14 protein-coding genes are annotated in these 13,045 nt (G+C 50.3%); 4 read left to right on the top strand and 10 right to left on the bottom strand.

Features of this window, described 5'->3' with window-relative positions; translation table 11 throughout:
- The first annotated feature begins 136 nt into the window (after window positions 1-136).
- From ftsY to ACWA50_RS02740, 4 genes are read left to right on the top strand one after another with little or no spacing between them, the layout of a single operon-like run.
- Window positions 137-1,582 (top strand): signal recognition particle-docking protein FtsY, encoded by a 1,446-nt coding sequence (gene ftsY / locus ACWA50_RS02755; protein ID WP_431053802.1) that lies wholly within the window; start codon window positions 137-139, stop codon window positions 1,580-1,582.
- A gap of 19 nt (window positions 1,583-1,601) precedes the next feature.
- Window positions 1,602-2,261: a cell division ATP-binding protein FtsE gene (ftsE, locus tag ACWA50_RS02750; protein ID WP_431053801.1), complete on the top strand. Its 660-nt coding sequence runs from the start codon at window positions 1,602-1,604 to the stop codon at window positions 2,259-2,261.
- Window positions 2,262-2,272: 11 nt separating this feature from the next.
- Window positions 2,273-3,208, top strand: coding sequence for a permease-like cell division protein FtsX (gene ftsX, locus ACWA50_RS02745; protein ID WP_431053800.1), 936 nt, complete (start codon window positions 2,273-2,275; stop codon window positions 3,206-3,208).
- Window positions 3,209-3,257: 49 nt separating this feature from the next.
- Complete coding sequence (locus tag ACWA50_RS02740) at window positions 3,258-3,749, top strand: YbaK/prolyl-tRNA synthetase associated domain-containing protein (RefSeq protein WP_431053799.1); 492 nt, start codon at window positions 3,258-3,260, stop codon at window positions 3,747-3,749.
- Here ACWA50_RS02740 and ACWA50_RS02735 read toward each other — a convergent pair.
- The 10 genes from ACWA50_RS02735 to ACWA50_RS02690 form a co-directional block, all read right to left on the bottom strand.
- On the bottom strand, window positions 3,720-3,842 hold the full coding sequence (locus ACWA50_RS02735; protein WP_431053798.1) for a hypothetical protein: 123 nt from the start codon (window positions 3,840-3,842) through the stop codon (window positions 3,720-3,722). The genes ACWA50_RS02740 and ACWA50_RS02735 overlap by 30 nt on opposite strands.
- Window positions 3,843-3,859: 17 nt before the next feature.
- Window positions 3,860-4,795 carry a PstS family phosphate ABC transporter substrate-binding protein gene (locus tag ACWA50_RS02730; RefSeq protein WP_431053797.1) on the bottom strand — a complete coding sequence of 312 codons (936 nt, stop codon included), beginning with the start codon at window positions 4,793-4,795 and terminating at the stop codon, window positions 3,860-3,862.
- A 12-nt stretch (window positions 4,796-4,807) separates the two neighbouring features.
- Complete coding sequence (locus tag ACWA50_RS02725; RefSeq protein WP_431053796.1) at window positions 4,808-5,023, bottom strand: hypothetical protein; 216 nt, start codon at window positions 5,021-5,023, stop codon at window positions 4,808-4,810.
- Between the two features lie 11 nt (window positions 5,024-5,034).
- The gene (locus ACWA50_RS02720) at window positions 5,035-6,192 is read right to left on the bottom strand and encodes a Na/Pi symporter (RefSeq protein WP_431053795.1); all 1,158 of its coding nucleotides are present in this window, start codon (window positions 6,190-6,192) and stop codon (window positions 5,035-5,037) included.
- A 164-nt stretch (window positions 6,193-6,356) separates the two neighbouring features.
- Window positions 6,357-7,088 carry a hypothetical protein gene (locus ACWA50_RS02715; RefSeq protein ID WP_431053794.1) on the bottom strand — a complete coding sequence of 244 codons (732 nt, stop codon included), beginning with the start codon at window positions 7,086-7,088 and terminating at the stop codon, window positions 6,357-6,359.
- An 8-nt stretch (window positions 7,089-7,096) separates the two neighbouring features.
- Window positions 7,097-7,450, bottom strand: a complete 354-nt coding sequence (locus ACWA50_RS02710) for a diacylglycerol kinase (protein ID WP_431053793.1) — start codon at window positions 7,448-7,450, stop codon at window positions 7,097-7,099.
- 234 nt (window positions 7,451-7,684) lie between these two features.
- Complete coding sequence (gene relA, locus ACWA50_RS02705; RefSeq protein ID WP_431053792.1) at window positions 7,685-9,907, bottom strand: GTP diphosphokinase; 2,223 nt, start codon at window positions 9,905-9,907, stop codon at window positions 7,685-7,687.
- A gap of 34 nt (window positions 9,908-9,941) precedes the next feature.
- On the bottom strand, window positions 9,942-11,261 hold the full coding sequence (gene rlmD / locus ACWA50_RS02700) for a 23S rRNA (uracil(1939)-C(5))-methyltransferase RlmD (protein WP_431053791.1): 1,320 nt from the start codon (window positions 11,259-11,261) through the stop codon (window positions 9,942-9,944).
- A gap of 171 nt (window positions 11,262-11,432) precedes the next feature.
- Entirely contained in the window at window positions 11,433-11,927 is a 495-nt protein-coding gene (locus tag ACWA50_RS02695; RefSeq protein ID WP_431053790.1) for a YfbU family protein, read from the bottom strand.
- Window positions 11,928-11,967: 40 nt separating this feature from the next.
- Window positions 11,968-12,717 (bottom strand): MlaA family lipoprotein, encoded by a 750-nt coding sequence (locus tag ACWA50_RS02690; RefSeq protein WP_431053789.1) that lies wholly within the window; start codon window positions 12,715-12,717, stop codon window positions 11,968-11,970.
- Window positions 12,718-13,045 lie beyond the last annotated feature (328 nt).

Raw genomic sequence — 13,045 nt, 5'->3', positions numbered from 1 at the left:
CGCCGGAATGGGCTGATTTGTCGAGAAAATTTCACAAAAAAAGCGGTTCGGTGATAAACTAACGCACAATTTGAATTATCTTTGAACAGACTTGAATTCATAACCGAATCGACACAGCAGTAGTGAGAGAACAGCAATGACGGATAACAAGAAAAAGGGCGGTTTTTGGTCTTGGTTGGGCTTGGGCAAAAAAGAGCAACAAGAACAGCAGCAAGCCGAGCAAGAGCGGTCAGCGCAAGCGGAACAAGTGCGGTTAGCGCAGGAACAAGCAGCACGGGAAGCGCAGGAACAAGCAGCACGGGAAGCGGCAGCGCAAGCGGAACAAGAGCGGTTGGCGCAGGAACAGGCAGCACGGGAAGCGGCAGCGCAAGCAGAACAAGTGCGGTTGGCGCAGGAACAGGCGCAACAGGAAGCGGCAGCGCAAGCGGAACAAGTGCGGTTAGCGCAAGAACAGGCGCAACAGGAAGCGGCAGCGCAAGCGGAACAAGTGCGGTTAGCGCAGGAACAGGCGGAGCGGGAAGCGGCAGCGCAAGCAGAACAAGTGCGGTTGGCGCAGGAACAGGCGCAACGGGAAGCGGCGGCACAAGCGGAACAAGTGCGGTTGGCGCAGGAACAGGCGGAGCGGGAAGCACCGCCAAAAGAACAGGAAAAACCGAGTGAAGGCGGTTTTTTCAGTCGTTTGTTGAAAGGCTTGGTGAAAACCAAACAGAATTTGGGGGCGGGTTTCCGTAATCTGTTTGTCGGTAAAAAAATCGACGATGAACTGTTTGAAGAGTTGGAAGAGCAATTGTTGATTGCCGATATCGGTATGCCGACCACCACGAAAATTATCCATAACTTGACCCAGCACGCCTCGAAAAAAGAGTTGGGTGACGCTGAACAGCTGTACCAAAAATTGAAAGAGGAAATGGCGGCGATTCTACAACCGGTTGCGCAACCGTTAGTCATCACTGATAAAAAACCATTTGTGATTTTAATGGTCGGGGTGAACGGGGTCGGCAAAACCACCACCATCGGCAAATTGGCGCGTCAGTTACAATCGGAAGGCAAATCGGTGATGTTGGCGGCAGGCGACACCTTCCGTGCCGCAGCGGTGGAGCAGTTGCAAGTCTGGGGCGAGCGCAACAATATTCCGGTGGTGGCACAAAGCAGCGGTTCCGATTCCGCCTCGGTGATTTTTGATGCCATCGAATCGGCAAAAGCGAAAAATATTGATGTGTTGCTGGCGGATACCGCCGGACGGTTACAAAATAAAAACCACTTAATGGACGAATTGAAAAAAATCGTACGTGTCATGCAGAAGCTCGATCCGCAAGCGCCGCACGAAATTATGCTGACGTTGGATGCAGGTACCGGACAAAATGCCATCAGCCAAGCCAAACTGTTTAACGAAGCGGTCGGCTTAACCGGAATCAGCCTGACTAAATTGGACGGCACCGCCAAAGGCGGCGTGATTTTTGCGATTGCCGATCAATTTAACGTGCCGATCCGCTATATCGGCGTGGGCGAAAAAATCGATGACTTGCGCCCGTTTGAGGCGCAGCAATTTATTGACGCACTGTTTAGTCATGAGAGTGAATAACGCATAAAAGAGAGAAAACATGATCCGTTTTTTAAATGTAAGCAAAGCCTATTTGGGCGGCAAACAGGCGTTACAAGGGCTGACTTTCCATCTGCCGGTCGGCAGCATGAGTTACCTGACCGGGCACTCCGGCGCCGGTAAAAGCACGCTGTTGAAATTGATTATGGGCATTGAGCGTGCCAACGGCGGCAACGTGTTTTTTAACGGACATGATATTACCCGTATCAGCGCCGAGCAGATTCCGTTTTTGCGTCGTCAAATCGGCATGGTACACCAAGATTACCGCCTGCTGACCGACCGCTCGGTGCTGGAAAACGTGTCGTTACCCTTGATTATCAGCGGTATGCACCCGAACGAAATCAAACGCCGTGCGTCGGCGGCATTGGATAAAGTCGGTTTATTACACCGCGCCAACCATTTGCCGTTACATCTGTCCGGCGGCGAGCAGCAACGGGTGGATATTGCGCGTGCGGTGGTGAATCGTCCGCAACTGCTGCTGGCGGATGAACCGACCGGTAATCTGGATAAAGCCTTATCGCAGGAAATTTTCCGTTTGTTTGAAGAATTTAACCGTATCGGCGTCACCGTGCTGATTGCCACCCACGATCATGCGATTATCCAACAACACCCGAAACCGACCCTTGTGCTGGAACAAGGGCATTTGCGCGCATTTCAATAGAGGGCAACAGTATGAGTTCACGTCGTTTACAAGCGCCTTTTTGGATGCAAATCCAATATGTATTGAAGTCGGTGTTCGCCGATTTGTGGTTGAAACGGGTCGGCACTTTGCTGACCGTATTGGTGATTGCGGTTTCGCTCACCATTCCGACCATCAGCTATCTGTTGTGGAAAAATACCAAGCAAGCGGCAACCGAATTTTACCCGGAATCGCAGATCAGCGTGTATTTGGATAAAACCTTGAGCGAAACCGACGCCAATTTGGTAGCGGACAAATTGCGCCGGCAAAACGGCGTCGCCTCACTCAGTTATATTTCGCGCCAACAGAGTTTGGAGGAGTTCCGCGCTTGGTCAGGCTTTGGTACCGAGCTCGAATTATTGGACGATAACCCGTTGCCGGCGGTGGTGATGGTCACGCCGACAGAGGAATATCAACAGGCGAATAAACTGACGGATCTGCGTATGAACCTGACTAAAGTGAAAGGGGTGGACGAAGTGCGGTTAGACAGCGACTGGCTGGAAAAATTGGGCGCCATCACTTGGCTGGCGGGGCGGATTGCGGTGGTTTGCACCCTGTTGATGTTGCTGGCAGTGATCTTGGTGATCGGCAACAGTATCCGTTCCGATGTGTACAGCAGCCGCGCCAATATCGAAGTCACCAAACTGCTTGGCGCCACCGAACATTTTGTGCTGCGTCCGTTTTTATACACCGGCTTAATCTACGGCATTATCGGCGGTATTTTGGCGGCGTTGTTAAGTGCAATCACCATCGCCTATTTTTCTACGGCGATTGCCTATGTCGCCGATATTTTTGCGGTGAAATATGAATTGAACGGAATCAATTTGATTGAAACCCTGTTTATCATCATGCTGGCGGCGTTCACCGGCTGGTGCGGCGCTTGGATTGCGGCGAAGAAACATATCAACCGTTTGGACGAGGGGCGTTAGTTGCCCCTTTTATCTTGTTTAACCGCACTTTACTCTGGCTGAAAAAATAATGTCACAACAAACTTTCCAACAAGTCGTCGAACTGCTGAATCAACAGCAAGCGCGTTACCGCGTGGTTGAACACCCTACTGCCGGCAAATCGGAAGAAGTGGCGAAGATTCGCGGCACCGAACTCGGACAGGGCGCAAAAGCGTTGGTGTGTACCTTAAAAGGTAACGGAGTGAAACAGACGGTCTTGGCAATCCTGCCGGCGGATCGGCAAGCGGATCTGGCAAAAATTGCCGCTGCGTTCGGTGCGCATAAAGCCGCGTTATCCAGCCCGGCGGAAGTGATGAGCTTGACCGACTGCGTGTTCGGCGCCATTCCGCCGTTCAGCTTTCATCCGAAGTTGGCATTAATCGCCGATCCTTCTCTCGCCGAACGTTATTCCGAATTGGCATTTAACGCCGGAACCCTAGAACGTTCGATTATTTTGTATACCGAAGACTATTTTCGGATTGCCCAACCTCAATTAGCCCGGTTTATTCGCCTCACTGGCTAGAGGGATCAATGGCGCTATCGGCGGCGTTCCGTCAGAATAGATGAAAACAACCACCGCACTTTGATGTTTCTCGGTGGCGGTGGTTGTTTCCATGCAAGGTTAACGTGCGGTTATTGCAACTGGTCCAATATCGTTTGGTAATCGCTGTTGTGCAGCGGCATATAACCGGTGAAGTGCAACCAGGTGCGCAGATTGCCGTAGTAATGTTGCAAGAACGGTTTTAAATCTTGCTTATCCTTTAACGACGCATTGTTGACATACAAATACAACCGACGGGTTAAAGGCTGATAGCTGCCGTCGGCGGCGGTTTGCAGCGACGGGGCGACCGCGCCGTTACCGTTGTCGATCGCCAATAGTTTCAATTCCTGCCAATGGCGGTGATAGGCGCCGATACCGAAAAACGCGAGTGCGTTCGGATCGTTGGCGATTTTCCCCACCAACTCCTCTTCATTTTCCGACGCGCTGTAGTCGCTGCGGCTGACCCCGGCTTCATCGGTGATTTTATCGGTGAAATAGTCGTAGGTGCCTGAGGCCTGTCCGCGACCATATAAAGCCAGCGGTTTGTCCGGAAAACCTGACCGCACTTGGTTCCAGTTGGTTATCTTGCCTTCGGCGGCTTTCTGCCAGATGGTTTTCAGTTCGGCGACACTCAAATCGTTCGCCCAATCGTTTTTCAGATGCGTGACCACGGCAATGGTGTCCACGGCAAGCGGAAGTGCGGTATAGGCAATGCCGTTTTGTGCGCACAACGCTTTTTCCTGGTCGTTAATCGGACGGGAGGCATCGTTAATATCGCTTTTGCCGCTGCAAAACAGTTGAAAACCGGCGCCGCTGCCGGAGAATTTCACCGAGATACTGGCGTTTTTGTTTTTACGCAGAAAACGTTCGGCGGCTTCTTTAGTAATTGGGTAGACGGTGCTGGAACCGTCAATAATCAACGTATCGGCGCCAATTTCAACATTGCCGGTTTTATCATTGTCGCAACCGACGCTTGCCAACACGGCGGCGGCAAGAGTGAATGCCGTGAATACCTTGCTTTTATGCATAACAAACCTCGTTTAGCCTTTTTTTCTTTTTTCAGCCATAAAACTTTCCCAAAAGGTTTTCAGGCTGCTGTATTTGGTTTCGACCGCATTGAAATAGGTTTCCACCTCATCAATGATTTCATGCTGGCTGTCTTCGATATCCGCTTGCAATTTGCTTTCCAAATCGGCCAATGCTTGTTTTAATTCCCGAATTTTCTGTTCTTTTTCACGAATGGTTTGCAGTGTCATAATCTGTTTCCTTATAAAAGTTGTCCAATGCCGATGATCAGGAGTGGAATGGCAAAGAAAACCCCAAACATATAAGCAAACACATACATTTTATTCTTTAACCCCCATTCGGCGAGGGTGGTTGCCATAATAACCGGTACTTGGCGCAATAACGGCAAAACGTAAATCAGACCGATCCCGAACACATTGAACAGCAAGTGAACCAATGCGATCTGCAAGGCGACTTGCGCCGCCGGACCGGAAATGGCGGTGGCGGCCAAAAGTGCGGTCACGGTGGTGCCGATATTGGTGCCGAGGGTGAACGGATAAACCTGTTTCAGGGTGAACACGCCGGTGCCCGCCATCGGTACGATCAGTGCGGTGGTGGTGGAAGAGGATTGCACCATCACGGTGATTAATGTGCCCGACAACATACCGGAAACCGGGCCGCGTCCGACCGCGGCGTTCAGCACGTCTTTTGCCTTGCCGACCATCACTTTACGTAACACTTTGCCGATTTGGCTGACCACAAACAGAATCAGCACCACGCCCAGTACAATCAGCAATAATCCGGACCAGATCCCCGGCAACCAACCGGTCAACAGTTTTAACAGGTTATCAGCCGGCGCCAGCAGGGTTTTCATAAAATTCATGCCGCTCATGCTCATGTTGCTGTCGGAAACAAACAGCCGTGCCAGATAAGCAGACGCTTTTTGCAACGGTTGGAACAGCAATTCCAGCGGCAATAAAACCGCCACCGCGAGAATGTTAAAACTGTCGTGTACCGTGGCGGCGGAGAACGCTCGACGGAATTCATCGGCACTCTTAATATGCCCAAGGCTGACAATGGTACTGGTCAACGAGGTGCCGATATTCGCCCCCATCACCATCGGAATCGCCATGCTGACCGGCAAGCCGCCGGCAACCATGCCGACGATAATCGAGGTTACGGTGCTGGAGCTTTGAATCAGCGCAGTGGTGACGATACCGACAATCAGCGCGACAAATGGATTCGAGGCAAAGCTAAATAATTCTTTGGCATTGCTGCCGGTGGCGATTTTAAAACCACTGCCGATAGCACCGACGGCGGCTAAAAGTAAATAAATTAGGATAGCGACCAATAACCAGGCTTGCCAGTTTTTGGAGGAGGCGCCGGGTAACGTATGCGCTGCGGTTTGAACGGTATTCATAAGTTGTCATCTTCAAGCTGTTTAAAGTCGCGCAAAGTGTAGCAAAGAAATATGACAGTTTTATGACAGTGACGGCTGAAATGGCGTTCGGCTGCGGTTGGCGGATAGGGGATAGTTCAATTATGGTCAATTTAACAGTGGGTTAAGGCGTGATGCGGCAGTGGTCATATATTTTGCCTGAAAGCGATTTTTATGCCTAAATATTGCTGGTCGAGCACTTGTGGCGTTTCGGCAGTGTATTGCCGCTGATCATAAATGCTGGCAAAACACGCGCGGATTTCTGCCGCCCGTGCTGCGCAGTCTTTGCCGATAAATTGATCGGCATAGCCGATTATCTCGGCAGACAGTTTAAACGGAATTTGGCTTTCCGTCAGCTGGAAATGCAGCTCACCGCGCACGTCGCTGGCTTTGCCGCTGAGTGCCAAATCAATTGCCTGTGCGCCAGCTTGCCCAAATTCAAACTGTGCCAGTTGCGCATTGGCAAAAGACGAGAAGAAAAAACCGGATTTTTCTAAAATAGTATCATCCAGTTTTTGATGTGCCAGATCGGTCAGTTGTGGAAAACGGGGCAAATTGCCAAGTATGATCGTTTTATTATGCTCGAAATCAAACTCGGTACGATTGATAGGGATTTCCAACCGCAATAACGGCAGATTATCTTCATCAATCACATAACCGTCGCTGCGCTCTTCCAAATCAATAAAATAAAGCCGATAAAAATCATCAATATATTGGCGTGGTACACGATAGGTCAGCACAAGGTCAAGGAAAAGCGCGTTGCCACCGTTGGCATAATCCAAATCGCGCCAATTCTCGTCCAAGGTAAAATAACCGGACAACAAGCCTTCGGCTAGCGGCAAGGAATAAGATTGTTGTTGCAATTGGATCGTCAGCATGGGCGGTCTCAAGCGAAAATTAGCAACAGCCAGGTTACACACATGATCGCTAACGCCATCGTCACCGCCGCCGAGCCGAGATCTTTGGCTCTGCCGGACAGTTCGTGGTACTCCGTGCCGACCCGATCGACCACCGATTCAATCGCGCTGTTAAGCAGCTCTACCGTCAGCACCAACAGCACCGAGCCGATCATCAATGCCCATTCGACCGCACTTTTGCCCAGCCAAAATGCCGCCGGAATCAATACCGCCGCCATGATGAGTTCATGCTGAAAGGCGGTTTCCGTCACCGCTTGTTTTAAGCCCTTGATCGAATAGCCGGTGGCTTTGATTAAATGGGTGAAGCCTTTATGTTTTTGCACGTTTGTTCCTTTTTTATTTTTATCTATTTTGCGTAAGTATAATGCGATTTTATTAGCTGAAAATGAGGGGATTTATCTGCCCCCTAAAAAATATTCCTTTTATCCTAGCACGGCAAAACTGTACTAGGTTATGCAGCCTACGGCTGAGTCAGCCGCTTTAGGGCTGTCAGAGCGGTAAAACCGCTCATCAATGCCTAACCGATTGCGACTGTAAGTCGCTGTCGGATTTAACGACTAACTAGACAACCGCCGTGCCTCAACCACGTCGTTAATCCGCAGCAGCGAGGCGAGGATTCGTCCGAGCATATCGACATTGCCCAGTTCGATTTCCATATCGATGGTGGCGGTCATGTTTTTCACATCGCTTTTACTCGACACCCGATGTACGCTGACTTTTTCGTTGGCGAGTACGGTGGTGATGTCGCGCAGCAAGCCGGTGCGGTCGTTGGCGACCACGCGGATCACCAGGTTAAATTTGGTGTGGTAACTTTCGCCCCAAATCGCTTCCACCACCCGCTCAGGACAGGCTTCTTGCAGGTTCAGCACCTGATCGCAATCGGCACGGTGAATCGAAATGCCGCGCCCTTGGGTGATATAACCCAAAATAGGATCACCCGGAATCGGCTGACAACAGCGTGCAATATGGTGCATTAAGTTGCCGACTCCTTCGACCACAATCTGCCCTTTATTGCCGCCGGTTTTGGTTTGTTGCTTGTTTTCCACCTGACGCAGGATATGCTCATCGACTTCCTCCGCCGTCGGGCGCAACAGTTTGCCTTGTAAGTAATTGCTCAGTTGATTGAGGCGAATATCACCGTTGCCGATACCGGCGTATAAATCATCAAGCTGTTTCAAGTTATAGCGCGGTAAGGCATATTCTTCGATCTGCTTGTAATTTAAGCCCAACTTCGCCATTTCCGCTTCTAACTGCTCTTTGCCGAGCGGAATGTTTTTCTCGCGATCTTGGCGTTTAAACCATGCCTGAATTTTGGAACGTACCCGGTTAATGGTAACGAAACCGGTGTTCGGATTCAGCCAATCGCGGCTTGGGTTCGGGTTCTTTTGGGTCAGGATTTCAACCTTGTCGCCCATTTGCAATTTATAGGTGAACGGCACGATTTTATCCGCCACTTTCGCGCCGATACAACGGTGTCCGACTTCGCTGTGAATGGTGTAAGCAAAATCGAGCGGGGTTGAGCCGGCCGGCAGATCGACAATGTCCCCTTGCGGCGTGAAGACGTAAATCCGATCATCAAAAATTTTGCTGCGGGTTTCCTCCACCATATCGCCGGACTGGCTGAGATCATGTTGCCACGCCAATACCTGCCGCAACCAGGTGATTTTCTGCTCGTAACCGGCACGTCCGCCGGTGCTGCCTTCTTTGTATTTCCAATGCGCCGCCACGCCCAATTCGGCATCGTCGTGCATTTGTTGGGTGCGGATTTGCACCTCAATCGCTTTGCCGCCCTCGCCCAGCACCACGGTGTGAATCGACTGGTAGCCGTTCGGCTTCGGGTGGGCGACATAATCGTCAAATTCCGCCGGAATATGTTTAAAATGGCTGTGGACAATGCCAAGTGCGGTATAACAATCTTCCAATTTATCCACAATGATCCGCACCGCCCGAATATCAAACAGTTGCTCGAACGGCAGATTTTTCTTCTGCATTTTTTTCCAAATGCTGTAGATGTGTTTCGGGCGTCCGTACACCTGCGCCCTGTGCGGCAGTTCGGCTTGCAGATCGCGTTCAATCACCGCCACGAAATCCTGGATATAGGCTTCGCGATCGCGCCGTTTTTCCTGTAACAGTTTGGCGATTTTGCGGTAATTATCGGGATCAAGATAGCGGAAACAGTAGTCTTCCAATTCCCATTTCAATTGCCCAATGCCCAAGCGGTTGGCAAGCGGGGCATAGATATTGCTGCATTCGCGCGCCGCCAATATTTTTTCCGGTTCGGAGATAAAGTTGTTTTCTTCGCGCAGAAACGCCACCCGTTCCGCCAGCTTAATCACCACACAGCGGAAATCATCGACCATCGCCAGCAACATACGGCGCACGTTATCCACCTGCAAATGGCTGCCCGACTGGCTGGCGCTGAGTTGGCGGATACCGTCCATATCGACCACGCCTTTCACCAGCTTGCGAATGTCGTTGCCGAAATCCTCTTTGATTTGGTCGTAATTCAGTACCCGACGGCGCACCAACGGGAATAACATCGCCGCCAGCAGGCTGTCGTGATCCATATTCAAACCGCTCAACACTTCGACCATTTCGCTGGCGGCATACAGCAGGTATTGCCGTTCATTGGCTTCCAATTGTTGTAGTTTACTGTCGTTATAATGCCACGTTTCGATTAACGTTTGACGTACATCAGGCGCGAGCGGCAGGCGTTCGCACCAATCTTCAACCACAAATTGCGCCGGTGTCAGCAAATGTGAGGCTCGTATTGCGACCATGCTTTTCCCTTCTCAACTATTATCTCGACGATTATCAACCAACCCGACTAAATAAGGTGATCGACTCCAAATGGGCAGTGTGCGGAAACATATCAATCGCCGCACTTTTTTCAATCCGATAGCCCTGCTGCGACAGATATTCGCTGTCGCGCACCAGCGTCGCCGGATTGCAGGAAACATACAGAATTTTCTCCGCCTGCAATGCGCACAAGTGCGGTAACGCAAACAGCGCCCCGCTGCGCGGCGGATCAAGCAGCACTTTGTTAAAACGGCGCACCGCCCAGGCTTGATCGGCAAAAGTGCGGTCTAAATCCGTTTGGTAAAATTCCACGTTCTCCACTTGATTGGCGGCGGCGTTGGCTTGCGCCTGCGCGACCATCTCCGCGACGCCTTCAATCCCGACCGCACTTGCTACTTTAGAGGCTAACGGCAGGGTAAAGTTTCCCATCCCGCAAAATAAATCCAACACCTGATCTTGCGGCTTCAAATCGAGCCAGTCAAGTGCGGTATCCAGCATTTTTTGATTTAAGAGGCGGTTTACTTGAATAAAATCACGCACCGCAAACGCCAGTTGTTGCCCGTTTGCCAAGCGGTAATACGGCGTGTCGCCATGCCAATGCTGAATGTCATTTTCCTGTTCGCAGACAAACAGTTGTAACTGCCGCTCGCTGGCAAATTGCAGTAACCGCACTTTATCCTCGGCACGCACTTGCCCCAAATGGCGCAATAACATCGCCACGCCGTTATCGGCGGCGACCAGTTCGATATGCCCTAATTGGGCTTTTGCCTGCCATTGCGGCAGCCATGTTTGCAATGCCGCCAACACCGCATTCAAGTGCGGTTCGGCAACGGCGCAATTTCGAATCGGCACAATCGCTTTTGACCGACGCCGGCGCAAACCGAGCATCAGGGTTTTAGTTTTTTTATCGAACAAAATGCTCAAGCGCAAACGGCGGCGATAGCCCCATTCTTCCGCTTGTAGCAGCGGCTGAAAGGCAATCTGCGGCTGCAAACGGCTTAAACGTTGCTGCAACGCCTGTTGTTTCACCTGCCTCTGCAAATCGAGCGGAATATGCTGCATTTGGCAACCGCCGCATTCGGCATAATAACCGCACTTTGGTTCGATCCGCTGTTCCGAGCGTTGTAAGATTTTCTGCGTGACGGCGTGTCCGTATTGGCGTTTTTCCTCCGACACCCGCACTTCCACCTTTTCCTGTGGCAAAGCATTTTCCACAAACCAGGTTTTGCCCTCAACCCGCGCCACGCCGAAACCTTGATAATCGAGGCTGTCGATCGTCAGGATTTTCTTCTTCGGCTGGGGGATTTTTTTGCGTTCAGTATAAAAAAGTGCCATTGCGGAATATGTTCAGGTTAATCCAAATTAGGCGTTATTATAAAAGCGAAACGGCGGAAAGCGAAATAGTCTGTTGGGATAAGTTATAACATTTATGTTGTCAGTGAAGCGAAAAAAACCGCACTTTGTATTGTGTGATCGGCAAAGTGCGGTTGAGATCACTCAATGCATTTAAGCATTCAAAATTTGTTTGATTTCCGCGATACTTAAATGGAATTGGCGCGGGCATTTGTGCCACACATCCAGCATTTTGCTGTATTTATCCCACATCGGCGTTTGTGCGTCGCAGCCGTTCGGGCAGTGGATTAATTCACGGTATTTTTTATCGTTTTCGGCAATGAAGCCTAAATAATTGATGTATTTTTTCTCACGGATACCGCAATAGCCTAAGAATTTGAGACGGTGCGGCGTCAGATCTTCGGTGTGGTGCAGGTTGTTGTAGGACACTTGCAGCGCTTGGTACATTTCCAAGGTATTGATCACGGCTTTACATTCTTCTTCGCTCAGGTCGCTGAATTGAGCGTATAACTCTTTTAATTCCAGTTTGTAACCGCCTTTGATGATACTTTGATAGCGGTGGTATTTGGCGGCATTGTCTTTGTCGAGTAACGCCATTAATTCATATTGATTCACCAGAATCAGGCGCTGGGTCAGGGTCATTTCCATATCATATTCCTTCTATTGAATGGCTGAATGTCGAATAGGGTTAATCAATCTCTTTGAGTTCATCTTCGGATAAGGTTTCTTTAAGTTCCGAGCCTTGTTTGCCGTCGCTGACTTTAAATTCCAGATTCTGGAAATAGGCTTCGCGCACGGTGAGATAACTGTCTTGCGATTGCTCTAACAGCACATCTTGACTGAGCAGATTGGCACGCTTATCCACCGCTTGGATCCCGGTTTTTACTAAAGTCCAAGGTCCGAGCAAGGATAATACCGGGTAGGTGTGATCGACCAAACCGCCCAAATCTTGGCGTGGCGTTGCCGGGCCATACAGCGGCACCATCACATAAGCGCCGGTGCCGACGCCGTAGCTGCCGAGCATGTCGCCGAACGAGCGTGAACCGTCGGTTTGCAAGCCGTCGATCGCGCTGGCGATATCCATAAAGCCGGCTAAACCGAATACCGAGTTGATCCAGAAACGGTTAAAATGCACCATTGCTTTGTTGAACTCGCCTTCAAGCAGGCGGTTGACGAAGCTGGCGGGTTCATCCAAGTTGTTGGCGGCATTGACCAGTGCGGTTTTCGCCGGTTGCGGCACATACTCTTTCCAGCCGGTGGCGATCGGTTTCAGCAAATAGGGATCGGCAACATGATAGTTGAAATCCCACATGCTGCGGTTAAAGCCTTCCAACGGGTCTTGCCGCTGTCCGGTCGTTTCATCAATACTTGAGCAGGCGCTCAGTGCCGTTGCCATCAGCAGTGGCAGCCATAATTTCGCGGCAATGGATTTTTTCATCTTACGATCCTGTTTTCAGATTTAACGTTTTCATTTTAACAACTTTAAGATCAAAGCACAGCATTATTTATTGCAATTTTGAGCTGGGTCAACTTGCCCAAAAGTGAATTTTTATGCATAATATTGCATTATTTTTCAAAAATAAGTCGCTGGATCAATTATTGGGCTTGAATTGTCGCGGTGGCTCAATTACAATAATTTGCTCATTTCTGCTACACTTCCGCTGTGATTCGTACAGGGCTTCGTAAATAGAGAGTAACGAGCATAATATGGGCAAGCCCGATATTGACCCCAAGATTGAACATAAACAGGATTATCCCGGGAGAAA

It is taken from the genome of Testudinibacter sp. P17/SS/0325 (assembly GCF_053570765.1).
Note: the sequence above shows the minus strand (reverse complement) of the source record. Positions and strands in the feature narration are given on the sequence as shown.

Excerpts from the sequence above, each read along its gene's own strand:
- ACWA50_RS02690 (WP_431053789.1), bottom strand. The coding sequence starts at position 12,717 with ATGAAAAAATCCATTGCCGCGAAATTATGGCTGCCACTGCTGATGGCA.
- ACWA50_RS02720 (WP_431053795.1), bottom strand. The coding sequence starts at position 6,192 with ATGAATACCGTTCAAACCGCAGCGCATACGTTACCCGGCGCCTCCTCC.
- ftsX (WP_431053800.1), top strand. The coding sequence starts at position 2,273 with ATGAGTTCACGTCGTTTACAAGCGCCTTTTTGGATGCAAATCCAATAT.
- relA (WP_431053792.1), bottom strand. The coding sequence starts at position 9,907 with ATGGTCGCAATACGAGCCTCACATTTGCTGACACCGGCGCAATTTGTG.
- ACWA50_RS02695 (WP_431053790.1), bottom strand. The coding sequence starts at position 11,927 with ATGGAAATGACCCTGACCCAGCGCCTGATTCTGGTGAATCAATATGAA.
- ftsE (WP_431053801.1), top strand. The coding sequence starts at position 1,602 with ATGATCCGTTTTTTAAATGTAAGCAAAGCCTATTTGGGCGGCAAACAG.
- rlmD (WP_431053791.1), bottom strand. The coding sequence starts at position 11,261 with ATGGCACTTTTTTATACTGAACGCAAAAAAATCCCCCAGCCGAAGAAG.
- ftsY (WP_431053802.1), top strand. The coding sequence starts at position 137 with ATGACGGATAACAAGAAAAAGGGCGGTTTTTGGTCTTGGTTGGGCTTG.
- ACWA50_RS02730 (WP_431053797.1), bottom strand. The coding sequence starts at position 4,795 with ATGCATAAAAGCAAGGTATTCACGGCATTCACTCTTGCCGCCGCCGTG.
- ACWA50_RS02725 (WP_431053796.1), bottom strand. The coding sequence starts at position 5,023 with ATGACACTGCAAACCATTCGTGAAAAAGAACAGAAAATTCGGGAATTA.
- ACWA50_RS02735 (WP_431053798.1), bottom strand. The coding sequence starts at position 3,842 with ATGGAAACAACCACCGCCACCGAGAAACATCAAAGTGCGGTGGTTGTT.
- ACWA50_RS02740 (WP_431053799.1), top strand. The coding sequence starts at position 3,258 with ATGTCACAACAAACTTTCCAACAAGTCGTCGAACTGCTGAATCAACAG.
- ACWA50_RS02715 (WP_431053794.1), bottom strand. The coding sequence starts at position 7,088 with ATGCTGACGATCCAATTGCAACAACAATCTTATTCCTTGCCGCTAGCC.